This window comes from Actinophytocola sp. KF-1 (assembly GCF_054661535.1).
Map to the genome: position 1 here is coordinate 243,182 of NZ_BAAFVK010000007.1, position 23,339 is coordinate 266,520.

Here is a 23,339-nt window from a genome sequence, read left to right on the forward strand (position 1 = left end):
CACCCCTGCAATAGGTGAATCACGCAACGCGCCAATTCCGAAGCGGTCTCAGCGCCGAGTACCCGACGAATCGGCATCCGTGGATGGGGTCGTCACCCCGACCGGCGACCCCTCTTGCGGGTGGGTGACAGTCATTGTCGCGCAGCGGGTCGCCGCACGCGGAACTCGTTCCACAGCACGTTGAGGGGATGATCGGCGGCGTAGTGATCCCGTTCGTTTCGACGTCCGAACACACCAGTGACGAGCTCCAGCGCTGGCTCGAAGTCGTCGCCAAGCGGCACGACCCGCAAGCCATGTCCTCCTGGAAGGCGGCCTTCGACCGCGGCTTGCGCCACCTTGCTGGTCGTGAGCAAGCAGCCCCGGATCAGTTGCGAGTCGAGAAGGCCGAGGCCGTAGTACAGCGCGTCGATCGTGGCCACGACGTTTAGTTCCGTGGTGTAGGCGGGTCCATACCAACGCCGCAGAAATTCGGCGAGCAGTCCGGCTGCCGGCGCGAGCAACGGAAGAGCGCGCAGCCTGTTCGTCGAGACGGGACGATCGGGAAGTTCGTAATCGGTGAGGTTCGTGAGCAGGGCGACGCCTTCTCGTTGCCATTCGATGAAGTCGTAGTCGAGGTCGGGAAGCTGGCCTGCTTGCGTAGCGAAACTTCCGCACACGAGGTCCACCTGCTTCGACTCGAGCTTCTCCCAAAAGTCGCGGGTGCGTACGTGCACCACCTTCAACTCGACCTCGCGCCGCTGGAACTCGCTCCGCAGGTGTGGCCACACTTCGCCGATGAAGCGGATGGTGAATTCCGTCGTGCCAATGGTGATGGTGCTTCCCAACCTGCGCCGGGCCGAGTGGATTCCGGTCGTCCAGGTGTCGATCGTCGACGCTGCGAGGGACGCCAACTGTTCCCCGGTGGGCGTGAACAACAGGGCTTGCCCACGGCCTTGCTTGATGACGAGTGCCTCGCCGACGAGTTGCCGGCCGAGTTCATTGAGGGTGTTGAGCTGCTTTTGCACGCTTGACTGTTCACGACCAAGCCGACGAGCCGCTCCCAGGGCGTTGCCCTCCTCGTGCACGATCACCAGGGTGCGCAGCTGGTCGACGGTGAGGTCGAGCAACGGTCCCGGCATCTGAACGAGCTCTGATGTCGCGTCCGCGGGGGCCAGCTCGATCAGCTTCTTCTCGCTCATCGAGCCTCCTGCTGTTCGCGCGGACAGTTCAGGTGTTCTTGACCGCAGTTCCCCGCGAGAATATCTCAAGATGTCCGCTAGAACATCTAGACAGCTCGAACTCATCCAGAGAACACTCACCTTCTGTTACGGCCACCACGTTCGGTGATCAACGGGAGGCGTCGTGCCGGCACGCAGTATCGCCAGCGAGGACTTCGCATCGTCGTGCTATTTCCGCACAACGGTCGAAGCACCGTTCCGAAAGGCACTGGTTCAGATCGATGAACGCTGCAACCTCCGGTGCGCGCATTGCTTCGTCAATGCGGTCAAGACTGGGCAGTACATGTCGCTCCCGAGCGTCGTTGAGTGCGTCGTCCCGCGGCTGTGGGATGCCCGTGTCCGGCGCGTCACCCTGACCGGTGGCGAGCCGACGATGCACCCCAACTTCTTCGAGGTCGTGCGCGCCTTCCGAGACGCGGGCATGGATGTTGGGGTGTGCACGAACGCCACCCTGCTCGACGAGGAAGGGATCGCGCGGTTGGCCGAGATCGGCGGGGTTCATTGCAACGTGTCTCTCGACGGGTTCCACGCTGACTCGCATGGCAAGTTCCGAGGGGATCGCGCGTCGTTCGCCGTCACGGTCGAGACTGTGCGAGCCCTCGCGCAAGCGGGGCTGCTGCAGGGTTTGCTGTGCACGCCCAACTCGTTGGCCGAGGTCGATGAGTACCGTGAGCTCTGCGCGTTCGCGACCGAGCTCGGTGCCGGCTACGTCCTGATGAACCCGCTGTCCAACATGGGCCGGGGCGTCAAGGCGCAGCGGATGCTCCGCAGTCCCGCCCACCAGATGCGTGAGATCTTCGAACTGACGGCGCCGTTCGGCGGTCCAGAGCTCGACGTCGCGCACATCCGCTTCCCCAACGACGCCGGGAAGCCGCTGGCCGGCTGCGAGGCAGGCACGATCATCTACGTCTTCACGCCTGGCGAGGTGACGGTGTGCCCCTACCTGGTGTTCGCGGCGAAAACCTCGACGTCGCTGCATGATCCGGCTGAGTTCATCGTCGGCAATGTCTTCAACGACGCCGACATCGCCGACCGCCTGGACGCCTACCGGCTCCACGAGCGATATCAGGTGGGCGCTAACCCGACCTGCCGCAGTTGCTCGCTCGACGGGGTGTGCGGGAAGGGCTGTCCGGCGGCGGTCGTGGCATCGGGAGGGCGGATCGGAGACGTCGACGCCGAGCAATGCCCCGTTGTCGCCCCTCCGGAAGGACGACGGCTCCTGCCGGTGTTCACCCGATGAACCAGGGCCTGTTCATCTCGGTCGACGGACCCGGCGGCGCGGGCAAGACCACCGTCGTCGCCATCATCGCGGAGATCTTGATCGCGAGCGGGGTGCCTGTGCACCGGACGACCCAACCGAGCCGCACTGACCTCGGCAACCACATCCGGCACGGCACCCACACTTACCAGGGCATGGCGCTCGCCTGCCTCGTGGCCGGGGATCGCCACCACCAGCTCGCCACCGAGATCGTGCCCGCCCTTACGACCGGCGCGGTCGTGCTGTGCGACCGCTATCTGCCATCCTCGCTCGTCCTGCAGCGACTCGACGGGCTGTCCACCACAACGGTGTGGCAGCTCAACGCCGGCGTCCTTGTCCCCGACACCGCCGTGCTGCTGACCGGAGACCCTGAGGTCATCGGGCAGCGCCTGCGTGCCCGCGGCACCAACAGCCGCTTCGAGCAGGCACCAGGATCGAGCCGCGCCGAGTGCCGCCTCTACCATCAAGCCGCCGCTGAACTGGCCGACGCCGGATGGCCACTCCTCGCCGTCGACGTCACCTCCACCGACCCGGCGACCATCGCGCAGGACATCGCCCAACACGTCATGACCATGCACGAGAAGCGGAGCCGCGCATGCCCGGCCTGAGCCTGATCACGCTCAACCTCTGGAGCCCGTCACTCGATCGCGCCGGCCGGTTGCTCGAGTGGCTCGCGGCACGACCCGAGGACGTCCTCGTGCTCACCGAGACCAAGGCCAGCGACGGCTGCCGCCACCTCGCCGACGCGTTCCGCACCGCCGGTTACTCGGTCACCTACCCCGAACCCGCACCCGGCGAGTACGGCGTCATGATCGTCAGCAGATACGCCACAGAACCGGACCCCATCACTCACCGGCTCACCTACCTGCCGACCCGCGTCACCGGAGTCACCATCACCACCGACCGCGGACCACTGCGGGTGCTCGGCGCCTACATCCCCTCCCGCGACGCCTCACCGGAAAAGGTCGAGCGGAAGAAGCGCTGGCTGACCGAGTTCTCGGCGGTCCTCACCGACACCGATACCGCCACCGTGTTCATCGGCGACTTCAACGTGCTCGAACCCGACCACCACCCCCGCTACCCCTTCTTCCAGCAGTTCGAATACGACTTCTACCGCGCGCTGGCCGACCAGCACGGACTCGTGGACGCCTTTCGGCACCTCCACCCCGACCAGCGCGAATACAGCTGGGTCGGACGCACCGGCGACGGCTACCGCTACGACCACGCTCACGCGTCCAAGGATCTGCTCGCCGAACTCGCTCACTGTGAGTACGTCCACGAGCCACGACTCACCCGGCTCAGCGATCACTCCGCGCTCACGGTGCGCCTCACCCGCACCGGTACCACACCGTTGCTAACCTCCGACCCCGTCGAAGCGACCAGCGAACCGACCCTCTTCTAACCGGCCCCGGACGCCGGCCGCTTCGATCAGGCAGCGGCCAGCGACACGGAGGAACCGGCTGAATGTCCCCCACCACCCAGCTCGACACACCCCGCATCGGCGCCCGCGTCCTACTCCTCGACCAGCACGACCGCGTGCTCCTCATCCACGCCCGCGACCCCGACGCCCCGGACCACCACTGGTGGGAACTCCCCGGCGGCGGCCTCGACCAAAGCGAGTCACCCGAGGAAGGGGCCCGGCGCGAAGTCACCGAGGAAACCGGCATCGAACTGGACCAACTCGGCCCCCAGCTGTGGACCCGCGAATCCCGCTTCCACTACCGAGGCCGCGACCACCACCGCATCGACCACGTCTTCCTCGCAAGGTGCGCCCAGCCAATCCCCACCACCGCCACCACCTTCACCGAGAACGAGAAAGCCGGACTCATCGAACGCGCCTGGTTCACCGCCACCGAACTCCACAGCTGCCCGGACAAGCTCCTACCCGCCGAACTCCCCACCCTGGTCGACGCCATCCTCGCCGGAGACCTGCCTGAACAGCCACTCCTACTCTCCAGTTGACCTGGCATCTGATGGTCTGACCTCATCAAACGTGCGACTGCATTCTTCATCGCCAGGCTGGCCGCGGCCGGTCACACACCGGCCGCGGCCGGTCGCTGAGCAGACGGTTTAGCGGTGTGGCGCGCGACGCCACCTGCAGCGAAACGGCGTACGCGGTCGCCATCGGGGGCATTTGGACGTACACGAACATCGAACAGCCCGCCCCCTGTGGGACACGCTCATCCCCTCCCTCGGCAGGCGCGTAGGCGCGCCATCGCTGCTGGCGACGCGGTCAGCGCGTGACCGAGGTGCGGAAGGCGCTCCACCCGCTCTCGGAAACGAGCAGCATGCCGCCATCCGGGTTCTTCGAGTCACGCACTGCGGTCGCCTCAGGCGCCCAGGCAACCTCGACACAGGCGGAGTTGCCGTTGCCTTGGCTGAAGCTGGACTTGCGCCAATGCCCCACCTCGACACAGGCCGAGTTGGTGTCGCCTTGACTGAAGGTGGACGTCCGCCACACCCACCGACCGTGGGAGCTGTTCATCCGGTGTTCCTTTCGGTGCGTGCCGTTACAGCTTCGACAGCTCCCGCAGGAACGGGCGGGTCTGCTCCGGCCCAAGAGCGTGCACCCGCTGGTGCTCCCAGAACGTGGTGAACCTCGTTAGGTTCTTCACGTCGTGCAGGATGTCGAGGCCGTCGTACTTCTCAACGTACGTCACCTGTACAGCGGGTTCCGTATCGAACCCGAAGATCCCGTACGTCTCCTCCTGCCCGGGGTAGTAGCCGTGACGGAAGGGCGCGATCTGAATTTCGACGTTGGGCCGGTCGAGAGCCTCCATCAAGGCGGCGGCCTGACCACGCATGACCGACATGTCGCCGTCGACGTTCTCCAGAGAGCGGAGCGCAGCTTCGTGTATGACGAACCAGAATTGCTGGTCGGCGTTGTCCAGAACCACCTGCCGTCCCAGGCGCATCTCGACATACTTCTCGATCTGGTCAGGTGCTGACGACGGCCGATAGGCACGAAACAGGTAACGCATGTACGCCTCGGTCTGCAGCAGGCCGGGGATAACCATGCTGTTGTGAGATCCCAGGGTCGCCGCGCTGAACTCCATGTCGACGACCTGGCGCATGTCGCCTTCGAACATGCTGCGCAGCGTCCCCTTCCGGCGCGGCAGCTGCTTGCGGGCGAGCGCGGACAACTCGAAGTACTCGTCTCGTTCGGAGCCGTCTACGCCGTACAGGTCGAGCAGTAACTCCAGGTCGCGATCGTTCACTGCGCTGACCGCGGTCTCGCCGTTCGCGACCTTCTGCTGCGACCACTTGCCCCGCGTCGTCGTGAGCCGGGCCGCCACCTCCACCTGGGACAGCTGGGCACGCTCACGAGCAGCCTCCAGCTTCCGACCGCACATGATCTTGTAGATCAGCGGCGGGAGCGGACCACGAGCCATGAAGCAGACCTCCGTCGTCGTCACCTGACTTGATCACGGACGGTAGCAGCCGCAGATTCACCCGTTTAGTTGGGTACAAAATCTTTGTACCCAATGTTACGTTGGCTGCACACACTCCACATACGTTCAAGGCAGGTGGTTCATGATGGGTACACACCCTATCAGCGATGCGACTGCCTGCATGGACCCCCAGGCCTCGTCGACGCGCGGCGCCCAGGCGGAGGATGACGCGTGCCGCGTCCCCTGCTGGGCGCCGCATGGCCTCGTCGACGGGCGGCGGCACCACCGGACGGCGCGCAGTCCGGTGGTGCCGTTCGATGACGGCGATCCCCCCAGTCTGCCGTCGACCCGATGGACGCTCGAACGCCTCCACTGGCACGGGAAGTGCGACTCGGTCCAAGTGACGTCCCCGGTCGTGCTGTGGACGCCGTTGGCGGTCGCCACCTGGAGCGTCACCGAGACCGGTCGTGCCGACCTCTACCGCGAGCTCCTCCTTGCCGCGTCCGATGGTCAGCTGGTCAACCTGCAGGAGATCATGGTCGAGCCGGTGACGGCCGAGGCCTGTGACCTCGGGTGCGTGTCGTGGTCGATGACGGAGGTCGTGCCATGAGCACGTCCGATTGGTTGTCGTCGCTCGCTCTGGCCCTGCTGGGTGGTGCCGTGCTCGTCGTCGCGGTTGTCATCGTGCGGATCGTTCGGTACTCGCGTCGGCATCGTCGGCTTGCGAACCGGCGGTTCCGGCGCCGGTACCGAGCGGCGAACCCGACAGCGCTGGTCGCCTACCGACCGCGTCCGACGGGCACCAACCGGAACTGCGCGAGTCCTGCCCTCTCTTCGGCACACCGGCGGGCCGCGTGATGATGCCCGCTCCTTTGACTCCGCTCGGACGACCGCGACGGTCCGAGCCCGCCGACGAGTGGCGCTGCTCCCCCGAACGCGCCGCCACCCGTCCGGTGGTGGACCCGGGCATTCATCCCCGCGCCCGGGTCCACCACCCTCCTACCGCCGAGGCGCCTGGTGAGCGACAACGCCAACTCCGCGGAGGTCACCGACGCGTGCAGGAAGTGGCCGGGTCTGACGATGCTGCTCCAGCTGCCGGGGCCACCGTGGCGCGTCATGACACGCTCGGACGGCGAGGTGTGCTGCCAGCGCGTGTACGAGTACTTCGTCGAGACCGTCCACATCGCCGACCCCCTGCACGTCGGTGCCAACCGCCGACCGATCGAAGGCCGCACGCGACCAGCTCTAGCGCCCGAGACCTTCAGCGGCACCCTCCGCGGCGCGATCGCTTTCCTCATCCAACCACCGCATTGGGAAGGCGAGCCACGCCCTCCCACATGACATCGAATCCGTGAACGGAGGACCACCATGCACGGCAAAGATCTTGTCGTAGGGACATACGTGATCATCAAGAAGGGTTGCCCTCTCGCCTTCTCCTTCGAGGGCAGCGACCACGTGCAGTTCACCTGCGGACGAGCACGGGATGACGCCTTCGAGTTCGTGGTCGAGCGCGACGCGTTGGGGGCGTTCGAGGAACTGGTCTCGGCTGCTGTCAAGGAGATGAACGACAGGGAGCCACAATGACGCCACCTTGCCTCGTCGCCCGAGCGTCGACGCTGATGCTTGACCATCCCGGTTGGTTCACAACGTCAGGGGGTCAGGCGCAACGCGCCTTCCGCGCGAGAGAAACAGTATGGATGGTCACCTGTGACCAGACGAGCAGCACCGTGTTCGAACCGAAGATCGACGTGATCCGGCCTGAAGTGTCTGATATGGACATCAGGCAGGTGATCGGATCCTTCGAGCCGGGGCAGCTCCCCTCACCGTTTCGAGAGACACCGCTGATCCGCGACTACGGTCGGCTTTGGCGCGTGCGCAGCACGGACCTGTGGGAGGCCATCCTCCCGCACCTTGTGCGTCAGCACGGCGATATCGCACAGACCATTCAACGCTACCGAGCGCTCTGCACGGCGATCGGAGACAGAGTCACCACGTCCCTGGGCACCCTGCTCATAACCCCACGCGCGAGAACAGTCGCTTCCGCCGACGACAAAGCCTGGGGCGAGTTGGCAAACCGGCCGTGGGTCCGTCGCGTACGAGCCGCGGCCAGGATGTACCTCGAACGCCAGACGGCGTGGGCTCAATTCCCGCCTGACGCGCTCTTTCATGCCGTCCGCGACATTCACGGTATCGGCACGCAGTCCGCGGCCGGGATCATCGCCGACATCACGAACGACTTCAGTCGTTACGAATCCATCGAGTTCGGTACGCCCGGACGGTGGCACCAGTTCTGCGATGACCTGGACTGGCAAGTTTCGATGGAGGATTTCGCGGCAGCATGGAAGGTGCTCAGCCGTGACCAGCGGTCCACATTGGCCGCGCTGTCCATCGACTGGCGGCAGAAGACGCGGCGACCAGCACAGGCACGTCTCTTTGAGTCTTCCACCCCTGCTTTGGAATCGGACGACTGTACCCCGGCTTCCGGGGACCAGAGAGCGTCCGCATGACCGACCTCACCTCCCACCAGAACCAGGAGACCGGCCAGCAGACCGAGATCACCGAGAAGGCGATCTCACGAGCGGTGGGCGAGGAACTCCGCCAAGCCCGCGAATCAGCAGGCTGGTCACGCAACTCCTTCGTCACCCGCCTGCCATCCGGCATCGGCGCACGCACCCTGCTCTCCTACGAACACGGCACCCGACATCTCACCCTCCTCCGCTTCATCGAACTATGCGCGGCAATGGATGCCGCAGCACCCACACTGCTCAACCAAGCCCTTCAACGCGCACAAATCCACCTCCGGAATCTCGTGCTGCAGATCGACCTGCGCCACCTGCTCAACGACAGGAATCCCAGGTTCCTCCCCCTGTTCCAATGGGCGCACAACAAGCTGATCGACTACCCCGACGGGATCGTCGAACTACCGCCCTCTTCCGTACGCGAACTCGCCACCTTCATGGGCTGCCCTCATCAAGTACTGGCCGACTACCTCGCTCAGTTCATCCCCGAACACCCCCAGGACCTCAGCCTCGACCAATCGGCGGCCTCATGACCGTCGAACCAGCGCGGAACGCGCAGTACCGAACACCCGACATCGTCAAGGTTCCCCGGCTACGCCCCGTGTGCAGCTCGGTCCGAGGACGGCTGGTGCAGTGGCGACCACAACGAGAGCGAAGACCCCGGCGGCCATCACCGGCGAAGACCTGCGACACGTGGCCTCCGCAGCATCATGGATGACGATGACGGTCCAATCGCCTCAGTCAGAGTCGGAATCCACTCTCCGGGGGTGAACGAAACGGTGCTCGACACGTTCAGCATCGACAATACCGACTAGCGAACCTCCCGGCGGCCCGCCGGGAGGTTCCCGAGCAGTAACCGAATTGTCCGTTGGAAAGGCAGGTCTCCTTTCCACCCAGGAAAGGGAACAGGCAGTGGGCGACAGGCGTCGGCAAGCGAAGCCACGCAACAGGCGTATCGGCGCACGGCTGCGGGCGATCCGCAGGCAGCTTACTGATCTCACGTTGGAGGAGGCCGCGGAGCTGTTGGGCTGGTCTGCTTCGACGCTTTCTCGTACGGAGAACGGGATCCGCGAGATCACCAGCGAAGAGGTCGCTACGATCGTCACCGCCTACCGCCTTCCCGCAGCCGACCGGGTGAAGATCATCCAGGACGCGCGCGCAGAGCACTCCGCAGGATGGTGGGATCAACCATTGCCCGGAGTGCCGACAGAGATGGGCGTTCTGGCGGGCTATACCGCGGAAGCGAACAGCCTGACCGACTGGTCGGTGATGGCCGTGCCCGGTCTGCTTCAGACCGAGCTCTACGCGATGGCCATGTGGAAGTCAGGAGGCGTCAATCAGGAAGACGCTCAACCCCAGTGGGAAGCGAGGAAACAACGTCAAACGATCCTCGGGAATGTCGACTACACAGCGTTCATCCACGAAGCAGCGCTCGACGTCCCGTTTGGCGGCCCCGGCGCCCACCGCGCTCAACTGGAACACCTGGCCGGCGCACGAGAGCGCGGCATCGCGGTCCGCATCATGCCGAGGTGCCTGCCCTACGTCGTGATCAGCTACAGCTGGCTCTACATGACATTCCCGAACAGCGCGCCGGTGGTGAACGTAGAGATCACCGGCGGAAGCGTGTACCTGTTCGACGATCAAGCACAGCACTACACGAACAAGATCGACCTGCTGGACCGCTTGACGCTGTCCAGCGAGAAGAGCTCAGCCCTGCTGCGATCGCTGGTGAAGGCGTACCGATGACATGGCGAATCTCCAGCCGCTCCGCAAGCAGGGACAAGGCCGTTCACCGCGCCCACAAGTGGTCGACCACCTTCGTGGGCAAGGTCACCGACGGGCGAGCACCGGCCGGATGTCGAGGGCGCCCCGGACGTCGCCCGAGCCCCCGGGGACACCGCAGCGCGCCGGTTCCGGGCGTTGTCCAGCAACCTGCGCCTGGCACCCGCGCGGGGTGGTTGACTCGGCAATCACCCCGGCCGGCGATCGTAGACAGCCCTCGGCATGAGGTTGCTGAGACGTCGAGCACCAAGCAACCAGGGCATGGCCGCCGCTGCCGCCCGGTTCCTCCGCCCGGGTGGTTCCGCTTCGGATCTGACCCGACGTGGACCATGCTGGGAACCACGGCGAACCGGGCGGGCGGTTCGACGAGGCGGAAGGATGCCGTATGACTGAGCCCTGGGCGCAGTCGTGCGAGATCCTCTCCTCCGCCGGACGAAGCGTCCTGCGCGGGCTCGCAGCCGTCGGCGCACACACGTTCGAGACCAACGACGTCGCTCCTCTTGGTGATCTCGATCATCAGGATGTCGCCCCAACCTTGACCGATCTGGCTCGAGGCGGCTGGGTGTCCGAGGTCAGTCCCGGCCGCTGGACGGTGACGACCGAAGCCGAGCACCTGGTCGCTTCGTTGGCTGAAGAGCTCACCGCCACGACCGCGACCGTGCACGTCCGTGCCTTCACACGTCACCTCGCCGCGGCCCTGGCAGATGCAGGGAAAACACCGCTGGACACGCACCGGCAAGCGGCCATCGTCGCCGCGGTGGCTGCGGCCGGACGGCTCAACCTCGTGGACGAGGCGCTGACCCTGGCAATGCAGACGTGGCGAGCCACCACGCCCAGGGGCGATTGGGCCTGGTGGCACACACTGGCTCACGTCAGCGAGGAGATCGCCACCGAAGCACACGAGGCGGACCGCTTGATCGACCTGCTGCAGGAGAGCGGCACTGCCTACACCCGCTCTGGAGCAGGTCACCGCGCCGATCGACAGTGGCGTCGAGCGTTCGTGCTGGCCGACGCCACACACGATCGTCGGCGCGCGGCCGCGCTTCTCCTGCTGATCTGCGAGCGACGCCGCTCGGCCAGACTGTTCGGCCAGGCACTGACGGTCTGCCACGAACTGATCCGCCTGTATGACGACACTGACGATCACCTCGGCCTTGCGGAAGCTCTGACCGAGACGGCCGTCACTCTCCTACGAGGTGGCCGACGAGACGACGCCGGGCACTATCTCGACCGCGCTCTTGACACGTTGGTGATAGATGCACCCTCGCCACGTGAGGTCAGCCGCCACGCCCAGCAGCTGGTGACAATCGGCCTGCTCTGGGAAGAGCTGGGTTCCCCGGCGACGGCTATGCCGGTCTACAGCCGCGCCCTGGCCGAGCTGGTCGACGTCGACGATGAGGCAGCAGACGACGTGCGTGATCTCCTCGCCGCAGTCAGCAGCGCAAGCCGAGGATCCTGAGTCACTCACGAAACAGGTGCAGCAAGGCTCCTGCGAGCTGGATCAGGGCTACCACGCTCTGGATCGGTGCTGCTCTCGAGCGCAGGCGACGTCGTATGCGGCGTGGCTTGCGCCGGGAGCGGTTCTCGCAAACCTCGCACGCGACGCGGTGGCAGTGGTGGGGACGTTCGGGTTGGCTCATGTCGGTACTTTCAGGTGGAGCGTCCAGCGGGGGACCTGGGCTTACTTGTCGAGTGCTGTGCGATCCCGGCGGAATGGCAGGTGGTCGAGCATGCCGATCGCTTTGACGACAGCCGGGACCTCGCGCACTACCTGCTGGTTCTTCTTCCGAGGCCACCGGTTCTTGTCGAGCGTGCGCACCAGGTCCGCACGTTCCAGAGTCGCGATAAGGGTGCGCACCTGCCTTTCGCCCAGACCACTGAGCTTCATCGCGAGTTCCGTGTTGAAGACCGGGGTCGAGATGAGCGAGTCGACCAGGCGCGCAAGACCGTCGTTCCGCCGGTTCAGCTTGTTGAGCAGCTCGTCCCGGATCTCCTCGAGCGCGTACACGAGCTCGATCTGGCTCTTGCACAGCTCGCGGAGCTCGTTGGCGAAGAAGACCACCCAAGCGTCGAAGTTGCCGCGGTCCACGAAATTGCGAAGCTGTTGTCGATACTCCTCGTTCGCGTACGAGAAGCACAGAGACGGCGCCAGGATCTGATCCCGCAGAATGTTCGCCCGGATACAGGCGAGCGGGATCATGAGGCGACCGAGGTGGTCACTGTAAGAAACCGGACTGAGCAGCACGAACTGCAGGTGCGCCAACGCGAGGTGCACCACCAGCGGAAGGTCAGTATCGGCCTCGAGCCAGGTGGCGAATTCGGCCACCGCGGCTTGCATCTCCGGCCCCGGTGGGACGCACAACAGGTTCGCGTCTTCGGCAAAACGGCCGCCCAGCCATGCGTGACCAGTCCGCCAAGGAACCCGTGCCATGAGCTCCGCCCGTTCGTCGGACTCTCGGGACGGCCCACCGGCGAGCATGTGCGCTGTCCGGACAAGCAGGGTGCCCGCGAGCGACGCACCGCCGGCGATACGCGCCACGGCGTCGTCATCCGCACGCCGAAAACGGAGCACACGGGGATCGATCGCGGCCGGTATGTCCACGTGCGGCAGGTCCATCGCCATGACTTCCGCAAGAGAGACGAACAGGCCATCGAGGTCGAGTGATGCGCCTGCCTCGCGAAGCTGCGTGACTCTGACCAACGCCTCGCGGTTCGGCAGACGGGCGGCTGCCTCGTCCAGCCGACCGAGCTCACCCTGTGCGTCAGCGACAGCCTGGTATGTGCTCATGCTGAGTTCAAGGTCGTCGTGTAGCGGAGCCGGACGGAACGCTCCCTCTTGCACCATGCGGGAAGGCAGCTTTTCAATACCCCCGACAGGGACCCAATGCCCGGACACGCCAGGCCGAAAATCGCTCACGGCGCAGACTGTGGAGTACTCGACGACCGTTCCACAACTCTTCATTCCAACCGGTTCAAGATCATATGCACGTGCAGCACCCACAGCCAGCCGCTCACGCCAGACGTTCCATCAATCGGGTTAATTCCCCACGTCCAGGGCAGAAAACGAGGTGCCAGCACCGCGTCAACCTCGCCAAACCTCACGCAACCGCAGATAGCTCGAATGTGCATTCCCTACCCAGGGGACACGCCTTCGAGCTACACCTATGGAAATACGACACTTTCAGCCCAGTGAAGTTCACACGAAAGTGTGACACCTCGCTCGCCAGACACATTCTGGCAGTCCTCGGCTGCCTCTCGGGTAGCTTAGATCACTTATTATGCACGTGCATCTGCACGTGCATGTCCAGCGAAGTGGGCTCGACTGATTGGACAGATCCCGGTCCGGAAGCACCGTGACGGGGAGTCCATCAGGGCTGAAGAGATGCGTCCGACGTGAAGCTTGAGCGGCCGGAGTAGTAGCTCGTGTTCATCCCGAAGGTTGCGGATTGAGGTTGGGGATGCGGGGGCGCAGCCGCGCGTAAAAGCATCACGGATGCCTCGGCCTCGACCCCGACGACGAGCGTGGGGTGCACGGGCAGGTGCTCGCTGCCCTCGTGTCCCGGCACGGCATGGAAAGCCGCCGCCGCGACTCGCTGACTTCCCGTCATCGCTAGTCGGCTGAGGAGTGACGGGTCGTGGGCTTCAACAGTTGATGCCAAGTGCCTGCCGAAGCGCGCTTCGTCTTGGCAGCTCATGCCGTGTTCGTTGTGGACGGTCGGCTGGCAGATCGCCCGGGTTGGCGGCACGATGGAGGCCGTGGCGGTGCACGGCTCCGGCGTGGTCGCCGCGGCGCGGGGAGGTGGTCGCCGTGGCGCGTCCAGCGCGGGCTGACCCTTCGGCACTGCCGGCATGGATCGAGCCGATGCTGGCCAAGTCCGACGGTGGCCGGCTGCGGGAGGGCCCGGAGTGGGCGTATGAGTACAAGCTGGACGGCTACCGGGCCTGTATGCGGATCGCCGCGGACGGGACGACGGTGCTCACCAGCCGCAACGGGATCGATTTCACCCATGAGTTCGCGGACCTGGCCAGGGTTCTCGGACCGGCGCTCGATGGGCGGGCGGCGGTGCTGGACGGCAAGATGGTGGTCTACAACGATGCCGGAGAGATCGATTTCGGGTTGCTGCAGGAGCGCCGCGGCCGGTACCAGACCCACCACAGCTCGATCCGCCGCGACGAGCCGTTCGACGACCTGAAAGTCCGGTTCCTCGCGTTCGACCTGTTGCAGTTGGGCGCGAGTTCGCTGCTGGACGCGCCCTACGACGAGCGGCGCGGGCTGCTGACCACGCTGCCGATGCCCGACCCGTACCTCGTGTCGGTGGTCCGCGCCTTCACCTTCACCGACCTGGCCGCCGACCGCCGCACCCCCGAGCACCTGCTCGCACACGTCGCCGCCTCCGGCCACGAGGGCCTGGTCGCCAAGCGCCGCACCTCGCCCTACCAGCCGGGCAAGCGCCCCGACTTCTGGTGCAAGCACCCCCTGATCCAGACCGCCGAGGTCGTCATCTGCGGGTGGCGGCCCGGTCAACGCCGCTTCACCGGCACCCTCGGCGGCCTGCTCCTGGGCGGCTACCACCCCGGCACCGGGGAGCTGATCTACGTGGGGCCGTGGGAAGGGGGTTCAGCGAGGCCGAACGCGCCCGATTGCTGGCCCGGCTCGAGACCCTGGAACAGCCGGACCACCCCTTCGCGGTTACCCCGCCACGCGAAGACGTCGCCCGAGCCCACTGGGTGCGGCCCGAATTGGTCGGTGAGGTCGTCTACCGGCAGGTCACCCGCAGCGGAGGACGGCTGCGCCACACCGCCTGGCGGGGCCTGCGCGCGGACCGCACCCCCAGCGACGTGCTCGCTCCGCAGACCCGCGCCGCAACGACGCCGTCTGAGCCGCCGACCTCATCAGCGCCCGCGCCGGCCACCTCGACGGGGCCGGCGGGTCAGCGGGTCACGGGTGCGAGCCGGTGACCGTCGGCTGACCATCTCCAATCTGGACAAGGTCCTCTACCCCGACGGGTTCACCAAGGGCGAGGTCATCAACTACTACTCGCGCATCGCGTCCGTGCTGCTGCCGCACCTGGCCGGGCGGCCGGTCACGTTCATCCATAACCGGACTACAGCCTTCCCGCACATCTCACTGCGCCAGAAGGTGTTCTATTCTGGCGTGAGGTCATCGGACTCGTACCCGAATAGTGCAGTAAGCTGTGACGTTTGATCTGGTCCGACACGATGATTCTCGGGCACCGTTCCTCCTTGAACCCACGCAACTGTCTTACCTGAGAGAACCGAAAAATTAGAAAGATCTCCTCGCTTCGGGGGACTATGGAGAAGTTCCCAGGCGTCCTGGCGTTCTGCGAGCGGATGACCAATAGATATCCCTGGGTGGGATACGACCGTCACGCACAGCCCTTCGGTGACAAGAGACATTTCGTGACATAGGGCAATCGTTCCGTCGGCCATTGCTACATCATTGGGAAGTACCATCATGAACTCGGGGTCAGCGTCTATGATTGCTCCCCTGAAAACCCACAAGGATAAGTAGGATGGTGGCGGATCGCCGTTGATCATCCATGTGTAATGAGGAGGGGCATTGTCGAATCGTACGGCGATGTCGTTCAGACGACTGTCAGCTAGTCTTGCTTTGGGGTGTCCTAGCATCAACAAGACCTTGGCCCACCACAACCCTACGGCCCGCCACTCTGTTTCATCGAAAGTTCCCGCCCAGCCATTAGTTGCGAGTGCTTCGACGATAGGTCTTGCTGGCTTCTCGAAGCGATTGTTGAGTTCCTGATTGCAGTCCCTGCATACTGGCAGAAGAACGCGTTGTCGAGTGGGGTGGTGGATGGGCTGGCCTTGTCGATTTAGTACTGGCTTTGAGTTGACTGCCCACGGGTTCCTGGGTGATCCAAGAGCATCCATCGTCTTAAGGAACCATTGCGGCCATACGTGTTCGCCCTGCCCGGTTGACGGGTTCGTGCCGCAGGTGGTGCATAGCTCTATCATTCTGATACGACCTCTTAGGGGACAGGTATTTCTGACATGTCATTCCAACACACATCCCGTCAATCTCCGCCATAATTCTAGTCTACTTGGACAACGACTCTCATCATCTGCTGGCTGACCAGCGGTGTGTCGCGCCAGATCGAGAACAGTCGCGGCTGTCAAGCTCAAGAGAGGTTGGATGACGGCGAACACGGCACTGAGGACGACGGCGGCGCCATGACGACCAGCCTGAATCCAGCCAACGAGTCGAACAGGCACTCGACTTAACCTCATTGGCGCGCAGGGAGGTGCATGGTGATCGCGGACAGTACCGAGCCGGTCGGCGAACTGTCCCTTGCTGAACTGGAGGGGCAATTCCGTCAAGCGCATCGGTGGCTTGCACGCACATCCGAGCAACATGAGTTGCCCGTTACGGGCAGCGCACTTGCAGCTGACGACGACGCGACACGGCCTCATCCGTTGTCGTATATCGCGCTGACTGCGTTAGTGGCTGCCGTGGATCACTTCCATGCGGCGGCCACCCTGGTGTCCGTAGGACGCGTCATCCACAGTAACGCGCTGTTCACCCTGCTCCGTGCCGCCTTGGAGAACGCGTCGACAGCCGTCTATCTGATGGGCCCTGGCGACGCCAAGACGAGGATTCTGCGGGCGTTGCGAGTGACATGGAGCGACATGGTCGACCAGCTCGGACTGGCCGAGAAGCTGGGTGTGGAGCCGAACGTGTCATGTTGACAAAATGTGGATACGCAAGGTCCTGAGTGGACCCATGTTTCGCAGGTCAGGGTGACCACGTTGAGCCGGTCTCTGACGATCGGAGCGGGTCTGCTCGCTGGTCGCCGTAGCCACGCTCGTAGCTATGTCGGGGAATGTCTGCTGGGTCATCGGAGATGGCGTTGGGGGACACCGAGTTGGTCGGCCCAGGTGCGGACGAGTTCCTGGAGTTCGTTGTCGGTGTCGGCGATCTGTTTGGCGTGGCGGAGAAACATCGCGGCCTGGGCGGTGTTGCCGGGGCCGGCGGCGCGAGCGCGGGTGATGAGCGCGTAGACGGCGAGTGAGTCCACCTCGAGTTGATTCAGGGCACGTTGTGCCGAGGCGATAGTTACGGCTTCGTCGGCGATATCTTGTGCTTGTGGCCACTCGCCGCGGTCGCAGTGGATGTCTGCCAGGTTGTTCAGTGCTTCGGCGAGTTGGAAGGTGTTCGCGGCGCCGTGGCGGGCGAGTTCGCGGTGGATGGTGACGGACTCGAGGGCGAAGTCGAGCGCGGCGTCGTGGTCGTCGCGGGCGCTGGCACAGACGGCCGCGTTGACCAGGACTCCTGCCAGATCCTCCCGTGCCTCGTCGTCGGACAGGGCGCGGTAGGCGGCGATGGTGTCGTCGAAGACCTGGGCTGCGCGGTCGTGTTCTTCGGTGGCGTCGAGGGCGCGGGCCCACGCATGGAGCACTGCGGCGTAGTTCGCGTGGAGGTGCTCGTTGGTGTCGTGCGCGAGAACCTGGTGGAACAGGTCGGCGGCGCGTTCAGCGTCACGCAGCGCCTGTTCGTAGCGGCCGAGGTCGAACGCGGTGGCCGAGGCGAGGTGCAGGGCTTGGGCCAGTTTGCGGCGTGTCCGGTTCCGGTCGCCGCGCAGCGCGTTGTCGAGCAGCTCGATCGCCTCGGTGACCAGGTCGAGTGCGGTCGGTTCGTCGTCGAGGGCGACGTGGGCGTGGGCGAGTCCGACCAGTGTCTCGGCGAGTGACTCGTCGTGGTCGGCGCGTTGCGGGCCGGAGAGCTTGCGGTAGATGCCGATCGACTCGTCGTAGGCGTCGATGGCATCGGGGTGGCGGCCCACCTCGTGCAGGCAGTTGCCGAGGTTGTGGAGGGCGCCTGCGAGCGCGGCGAGGTGGCTGCCGGGTACCCGGTCGGCGAGGCCGCGGTAGAGCGGGACGACCTGGTCGAGGTAGGTGAGGGCTCGCTCGTGCTGGTCGAGTCGGCGCAGCAGCGCGGCGGTGTTGTTCATCGTGTCGGCGAGCCGGGCGAGGTGGGTGTCGCCGTGCCGGGACACCAGCGCGCGTGCCAGCGCAACGGCCTCCTCCCCCAGCTCTGCGCCCTGCTCCCACAATCCGAGTTCGGCGTGGGCGCCCGCGAGGTTGCCCAGTGCTCGGATGAGTTCTCCTCGGTAGCTGTCGGGCTGCTCGGCGTCCAGTTCCCGGTAGATTCCCACCGCCTGCGCGGTCGCGGTCAGCGATGCCTCGGTCTCACCGCGGGCGTCACGGATCGTGCCCAGGGACTCCAGGGCGGACGCGAGCCGGGCACGGTCGCCGTGATCACCGCTGTGTTCCCACAGTTCCCTGGCGATGGTGATAGCCCGCTCGATCGCCTCGACCGCACGGTCGAGGTCGCCCTGCTCGTGGGTGAGGTCCGCGACGGTGATCAACGCGTCGGCCCGCGCGGTGGCCAGGCCTTCGGGCTCGGCCGGGTCGGCGTCGAGGTCGTCGAGAAGCGTGACGGCCTCGACCGCGAACTCCGCTCCCTCCAGGTACAGGCCCAGCTCGGCGTGCGTGGCGGCCAGCGTGGTCAGCGCACCGGCCAGTTCGACGACGTCGTCAGGGCTCTCGACGAGCGCACGGTAGTCCCGGACGGCCTCCCCGGCCATGACGAGCGCGCGATCGTACTCGCCGACCGCGGACAATCGCAACGCCAGGTTGTGCCGCAGCTCCGCGACGAACCTGGCGTCGACGTTCGCCCGCCGGGTCTCGGCCCGCAGCAACGCGGTCGTGTGGACCACCGCGAACGCGGCCAGCGTCAGGCTGTTGTCTGGCAGGTTCGGCACGATCACCGCCGACAGGTCCTGGTCCCCGCGTAACGCGCCCAGCACGTCGACCAGCGTCGGATCGTCGACCTGGGTGGCGACGGTCATGCCGACACCGATCCGGTCCGCGGTGTCGACGGCCAGCAGCTCGGCCATCGCCGGTTGAACGACACCGCGATGCCGGCGTGCTGCCCTGGACAGAACTGTGAGCGCACGGAACAGCTGCCGGTCGTCGACCAGTGGCGCCAGATCCGTGGTCAGCTCCGGGTAGTCGGCCAGCACCAGCGCGACGAGATCCTCGCCCAGCCGATCGGGCCGCAACGGATTCAACGCGGCCTCACCCGGGTACAGGTGGGTCAGCCAGGCAAGGTGGTCAGCGATCACACCCCGACCTGCGCCGTCGAGGGACCGCAGCGCGGCGAGCACCTTCCGCGCGGCAGGCAGCTCGTCCGCGCCCACCAGCGTGGCGGCGGCGACCAGCTCCCGCATCCGCTCCACGCGCGCGGGCACATCGTGCGCGGTCGCGGACCGCAGCCAGTAACGCTCCTCGTGGTCGAGCACCCGCCGCACCGGGTCGGTCCGCGCGGGCAACACCTCACCGGTCGCGGACCGCACCACCGCATCCAGCACCGTGGCCAGCGCGGCGGCGTGGACGTCGAGGACCTGGTCGTAGCGGTCGTCGTCGAGGTCCGACGGTGTGACCACTTCGGTGGCTTGGCCGCCCAGCCGGTCACGGAACGCCGCGACGGCATGAGTGAACTGCGCGTGCCGTGCTCCGCCCGGGGCAACCACCGCGACGCTCTCGACCACGATGGCGGCAGCCAGGGCCGTGATCCGCGGGGCCTCGTGACGTTCCAGCGCGCGCTGCCATTCGCCACCCGCCCTGGCCAGCAACAACACCCTTGCCACGCCCTGCCCGGCGGACCGTTCCAGCAGCTCGGTCAGCACATCGGCGACCTGCCCTGGCCGTGCCTCCGCGTAATCCACCACGAGCAGCAGACCGGCGCGGACCGTGCGCACCCGCGCCAGCACCTCGGGCTCGGCGTCCTCCCGCACAAAACCCGCGTGCCAACCACGGCCACGCGCATGCTCGACGAGTTCAGTCGCCAGCCGCGACTTGCCTCGCCCACCCGGCCCGATCAGCAACCGGACATCCAACGGACTCGGCTCTTCCAGCCATCCGGTCAACCGCTCCCGCTGATCGTCCACCGGGAGGTAGTCGACCACCCGGTACTCCGGCCGCAGCAACTCACTCGGCAACGGCTTGTCCGGTAGAGCACGGGACTCGACGAACAGGTCCGGCAACGCCAGCTCCGGCACCCGGTCCACGAGCCGCTCCGCCAGCCGCGTCAAGTCCGCGGTCAGGCTGGTGTGCCGCACCGACGCAGCCTGCCGCACCGACAACTCGGCCATGTCGTCCGGCAAATCCGTTGGCATCGTCGTGCCATCGAACAACACCGGAATGATCTCGATACCGCGCTCCAGAGCACGGCGGACCTCCCGCCGCACCCAATCGTCCTCGTAGTCGACCAACCGATCCGTCGTGCCCTCCGCACACGCCAACCACTCCGGACCGATCAGCACCAGCAGAACCCGGACCTGCTCCAGCGCGGCACGGATCTCGTCCGGATACCGCTCCCCCGGCGACATCGAGACATGGTCGAGAAACACCCGCTCGCTGCCGAACCTGCCGACGAGGAACTGGTGAGCCTCGGCGGCACCGAACCGCGCGTCCACGGTGCGGTAGTTCACGAAAACGTCAAACACGACCCCATCATCCCGGTCAACCCGCAAGAGGGTGAGTCAGGAGCGTCTCTGACTGTCGGCCAGAACCGCCCCTGACTCGCCGGCGGAGGCCGGGTCCTTCGCGGCTGTGTTCTTAAGTGCCGCTGCCACCAGGGACTCGTAGCCAGCCCTGATCTAGCCCTACATCGGGTTTCCGAGAACGGTCCCTGGTCAGCGGCGCGGTCATCGAAAATTGTTGTAACGCCTGGTCCCAGTGTCGCGAACATCAGGCATGAGGATGGGAGTCGGGATGGACAGCAACGTCGCGATGACAGAGCCGGTCGATATAGCGGTTGGCGTGTTGCTGCCTCAGTCGACCTCGCTCAGCGATGGCGAGTTGGTCGACGATGACGGTTACGGAGAAGCCATTGGCGGTCGCGATGCCGGGAAGCGCGTCGCTGCGATTGGGCATCACGTGCTGCAGGCAGCGGCCGAGGCGATCGGGCGGGAGATCGGCCTCGTCGTCGGCGGCGTCGTCGCAGGCATCGAGCAGCACGATGACAAGGCCGCAAAAGCCGGGGCGTTCGGGATCGACGATGTGGTGCTGAAGTTCGGCATCAAGGCGGCGATCGGCGCGGGCAAGGTAATCGAGGCACTATTCACCGCCAATGGGGAGGCCACCGTAGAGGTGAGTCTGACGCTGCGCAAGCACTGACCCATGGAACACGGTGTCGGGAGGCTACTGACCTCCTTGGAAATAGAGGACTGGCGCAACGGCGAGGTACGAAGCGCGTTTGCCATCGGCGACGGACATGTGCTAACGGCCTGGCACTGCGTCAAGGTGGGCATGGATGCGCCTTGGTGGATACGGCTGCAACCACTGTCCGACGATGACGAGCCCATTGACATTCCCGTCAAGAACGTGGCGTGCTGCGAAAACCTCGACGCTGCCCTGCTGGCCTTTGACGAGGAGCGGGCGGGCGACAAAGCCCAAGAACTGCGCGAACGCCTTGACTCCGTGGCCCTCCCGTTGGGCGTCGATGTGCAGCCGCTCGACAACATCCGCATATTCGGCTTTCCCGAGTTGAACAAAACCGAGTTCGCCACCGCGCTCAACGGGACGGTACGGACGACCACGTTCAGACGTGGCCCGAAGTTGGCGATCGCTCTGCACATCGACGGATTCGGCACTGTCTACCCTGAGAACCCGAAAGGAATGTCGGGAGGTCCGCTGGCCTGCGGTGACCTCGAAGGCCGCGAACGGGTCGTGGGTATCGTCTCGGCGTTCCCGAAAGCTGGTCCGCAGGACCGCGCCGCGCTGGGCGGCGGTCTTGTCGCGCGCCATGTCAGGGATCTCCAGGACGTGTTTCCTGCCGTCAAGAACGCGGTGCTGCTCAGCTCTCCACCCCGGGTTCCGGTGGTAGAGGTTGAGCTGTCGCCCGACGTGGTTGTAGCCAGCAAACCGGACTTCGAGGCAGCCAGCGTGTCGCTGCCGGAGAGGTTCACGCTCGCGGAGCTGTCCAAGGTTGTCCCGCCCCGGCCGATGTCCAGACTCGCAGACCGGCTTCAGGCACTGCGTTCCGCCGTGACCGCCAAGCCCGTCCTGCTTCACATAGGCGCGACCCGACTGGAGATCGGTCGGCTGCAGGTAATCTACCGACGCGAGGTCGGCAGTTGGCCCAGGCACAACTCCCTCGATGCCCTGCTGGTCGAGGCCGCAGATGTCAGGGATCCTGGTCAGGGGCCGACCAGGCTGAGCGCCCTTGCCAGGTTCGTCGTCGCCACGGCCGCCGCTCTTTCGGTTTCGCCGCAGGACAACTCGGTGCTCGCGAGCTGGCTCACCGCAGTCGGCCACCAGATCGGCGACGCACAGGCGCATTACGACGAACGACACGCCGGGACTGCCTGGCTGGTGATCGACCTTGGCGGCGAGCCAGCGCCGGGCAGCCCACCCTGGCCGACCAAGATCGTGTGGACACACTTCGACCGCACCGGTCAGCTCACCAAAGAAGTCGCGGTTGAGCCAACCGAAACGGGCCTGCTCACCGCGCTTCGCCGCGTGCTTCGCGACGTCCCGCAAACCTGGCCCGTGCTGGTGGACATCGCCATGCCCTATGCACTGCTGGACAAACGCATCGAGCAGTGGCTAGTCCTCGAAGTTGACGACGACTGGGAGTCGTTGAGCGAGAGTTGCCACCCCCGGTTGCGGTGGTCGCCACGCCTCCGCGATCAGCGGCTGCATGGCCGGTGTGTCGCGTGGACAACACGGACAAGTTGGGCGGCCGTACCCGAGGCGATCCGCGACGAGCTTCTTGCCGACAGCGCCAAGCTGAAAAAATGGCTCAAGACCGGCACCAACCAGGCGTGGCTGGTCGGTGGCCACACGAAAGCCGCAGGCACCGATCCGCTTCGCGTGCTCCTCCGGGAAGGCTGCGGGTTTCTGATCTGGTTCCCGGCCGGCTCGGACGACGACCATCGGCGCCGGGTCACCGAGGCAGCAGCGAGGATTCCTATCGACGCCCGCCGGAGCGAGATCCCGGAGGAGATACCGGACCTCGACCACCACCCCGCGATCATCTGGGACGATCCTCGCGGCCGCAATGACTTCGCGTTACCTCCCCCGATCCGGGCCGAACACATCCAGACAAAACAGCTGTAAGGGAGAA

Annotated in this window: 19 protein-coding genes and 1 pseudogene; 15 read left to right on the forward strand and 5 right to left on the reverse strand. The window is 65.6% G+C overall.

The annotated features are described in order from the left end of the window. Positions 1–131 precede the first annotated feature (131 nt). Complete coding sequence (locus ACYQ77_RS22720) at positions 132–1,178, reverse strand: LysR family transcriptional regulator (RefSeq protein WP_459714443.1); 1,047 nt, start codon at positions 1,176–1,178, stop codon at positions 132–134. A gap of 163 nt (positions 1,179–1,341) precedes the next feature. Between ACYQ77_RS22720 and ACYQ77_RS22725 the strand changes: the two genes are divergently transcribed. The 4 genes from ACYQ77_RS22725 (at position 1,342) to ACYQ77_RS22740 (ending at position 4,437) form a co-directional block, all read left to right on the forward strand. Further along, positions 1,342–2,457, forward strand: a complete 1,116-nt coding sequence (locus ACYQ77_RS22725; protein WP_459714445.1) for a radical SAM protein — start codon at positions 1,342–1,344, stop codon at positions 2,455–2,457. After that, complete coding sequence (tmk, locus tag ACYQ77_RS22730) at positions 2,454–3,083, forward strand: dTMP kinase (protein ID WP_459714447.1); 630 nt, start codon at positions 2,454–2,456, stop codon at positions 3,081–3,083. The genes ACYQ77_RS22725 and tmk overlap by 4 nt, the downstream gene beginning before the upstream one ends. Then, on the forward strand, positions 3,071–3,877 hold the full coding sequence (locus tag ACYQ77_RS22735; RefSeq protein WP_459714449.1) for an endonuclease/exonuclease/phosphatase family protein: 807 nt from the start codon (positions 3,071–3,073) through the stop codon (positions 3,875–3,877). Before tmk ends, ACYQ77_RS22735 begins: the two co-directional genes overlap by 13 nt. Positions 3,878–3,939: 62 nt before the next feature. After that, on the forward strand, positions 3,940–4,437 hold the full coding sequence (locus tag ACYQ77_RS22740; protein ID WP_459714451.1) for an NUDIX hydrolase: 498 nt from the start codon (positions 3,940–3,942) through the stop codon (positions 4,435–4,437). A gap of 271 nt (positions 4,438–4,708) precedes the next feature. Here the strand turns inward: ACYQ77_RS22740 and ACYQ77_RS22745 are convergent, their stop codons facing one another. Together ACYQ77_RS22745 and ACYQ77_RS22750 are read right to left on the reverse strand one after the other, a co-directional pair. Then, positions 4,709–4,960 carry a DUF397 domain-containing protein gene (locus ACYQ77_RS22745; protein ID WP_459714453.1) on the reverse strand — a complete coding sequence of 84 codons (252 nt, stop codon included), beginning with the start codon at positions 4,958–4,960 and terminating at the stop codon, positions 4,709–4,711. 25 nt (positions 4,961–4,985) lie between these two features. Further along, positions 4,986–5,891 (reverse strand): helix-turn-helix domain-containing protein, encoded by a 906-nt coding sequence (locus ACYQ77_RS22750; RefSeq protein WP_459714456.1) that lies wholly within the window; start codon positions 5,889–5,891, stop codon positions 4,986–4,988. Between the two features lie 376 nt (positions 5,892–6,267). On the opposite strand from ACYQ77_RS22750, the gene ACYQ77_RS22755 reads away from it, so the two are divergent. The 7 genes from ACYQ77_RS22755 (at position 6,268) to ACYQ77_RS22785 (ending at position 11,627) form a co-directional block, all read left to right on the forward strand. Next, positions 6,268–6,477: a hypothetical protein gene (locus ACYQ77_RS22755; RefSeq protein WP_459714458.1), complete on the forward strand. Its 210-nt coding sequence runs from the start codon at positions 6,268–6,270 to the stop codon at positions 6,475–6,477. 407 nt (positions 6,478–6,884) lie between these two features. Beyond that, the gene (locus ACYQ77_RS22760; protein ID WP_459714459.1) at positions 6,885–7,208 is read left to right on the forward strand and encodes a hypothetical protein; all 324 of its coding nucleotides are present in this window, start codon (positions 6,885–6,887) and stop codon (positions 7,206–7,208) included. 60 nt (positions 7,209–7,268) lie between these two features. After that, positions 7,269–7,451, forward strand: a complete 183-nt coding sequence (locus ACYQ77_RS22765) for a hypothetical protein (protein ID WP_459714461.1) — start codon at positions 7,269–7,271, stop codon at positions 7,449–7,451. Positions 7,452–7,594: 143 nt separating this feature from the next. Next, positions 7,595–8,374, forward strand: coding sequence for a hypothetical protein (locus ACYQ77_RS22770; protein ID WP_459714463.1), 780 nt, complete (start codon positions 7,595–7,597; stop codon positions 8,372–8,374). Next, a complete protein-coding gene (locus ACYQ77_RS22775; protein WP_459714465.1) occupies positions 8,371–8,919 on the forward strand; it encodes a helix-turn-helix domain-containing protein in 549 nt (182 codons plus the stop codon). Before ACYQ77_RS22770 ends, ACYQ77_RS22775 begins: the two co-directional genes overlap by 4 nt. A gap of 379 nt (positions 8,920–9,298) precedes the next feature. Then, the gene (locus ACYQ77_RS22780; protein WP_459714467.1) at positions 9,299–10,132 is read left to right on the forward strand and encodes a helix-turn-helix domain-containing protein; all 834 of its coding nucleotides are present in this window, start codon (positions 9,299–9,301) and stop codon (positions 10,130–10,132) included. Between the two features lie 421 nt (positions 10,133–10,553). After that, positions 10,554–11,627, forward strand: a complete 1,074-nt coding sequence (locus ACYQ77_RS22785; RefSeq protein ID WP_459714469.1) for a hypothetical protein — start codon at positions 10,554–10,556, stop codon at positions 11,625–11,627. Positions 11,628–11,849: 222 nt separating this feature from the next. Here ACYQ77_RS22785 and ACYQ77_RS22790 read toward each other — a convergent pair whose 3' ends face one another. Further along, on the reverse strand, positions 11,850–13,085 hold the full coding sequence (locus tag ACYQ77_RS22790) for a Fic family protein (protein WP_459714471.1): 1,236 nt from the start codon (positions 13,083–13,085) through the stop codon (positions 11,850–11,852). 945 nt (positions 13,086–14,030) lie between these two features. Here ACYQ77_RS22790 and ACYQ77_RS22795 point away from each other — a divergent pair. Further along, positions 14,031–15,263, forward strand: a pseudogene (locus ACYQ77_RS22795) (ATP-dependent DNA ligase); the annotation flags it as partial. Between the two features lie 1,190 nt (positions 15,264–16,453). Beyond that, entirely contained in the window at positions 16,454–16,894 is a 441-nt protein-coding gene (locus ACYQ77_RS22800; protein ID WP_459714473.1) for a hypothetical protein, read from the forward strand. A 146-nt stretch (positions 16,895–17,040) separates the two neighbouring features. Here ACYQ77_RS22800 and ACYQ77_RS22805 read toward each other — a convergent pair whose 3' ends face one another. Further along, a complete protein-coding gene (locus ACYQ77_RS22805; RefSeq protein WP_459714475.1) occupies positions 17,041–20,715 on the reverse strand; it encodes a tetratricopeptide repeat protein in 3,675 nt (1,224 codons plus the stop codon). 268 nt (positions 20,716–20,983) lie between these two features. Here ACYQ77_RS22805 and ACYQ77_RS22810 point away from each other — a divergent pair, with 268 nt between their 5' ends. Both ACYQ77_RS22810 and ACYQ77_RS22815 read left to right on the forward strand, forming a co-directional pair. Next, positions 20,984–21,388: a hypothetical protein gene (locus ACYQ77_RS22810; protein ID WP_459714478.1), complete on the forward strand. Its 405-nt coding sequence runs from the start codon at positions 20,984–20,986 to the stop codon at positions 21,386–21,388. Positions 21,389–21,391: 3 nt separating this feature from the next. Next, positions 21,392–23,332, forward strand: a complete 1,941-nt coding sequence (locus ACYQ77_RS22815; RefSeq protein WP_459714480.1) for a hypothetical protein — start codon at positions 21,392–21,394, stop codon at positions 23,330–23,332. Positions 23,333–23,339 lie beyond the last annotated feature (7 nt).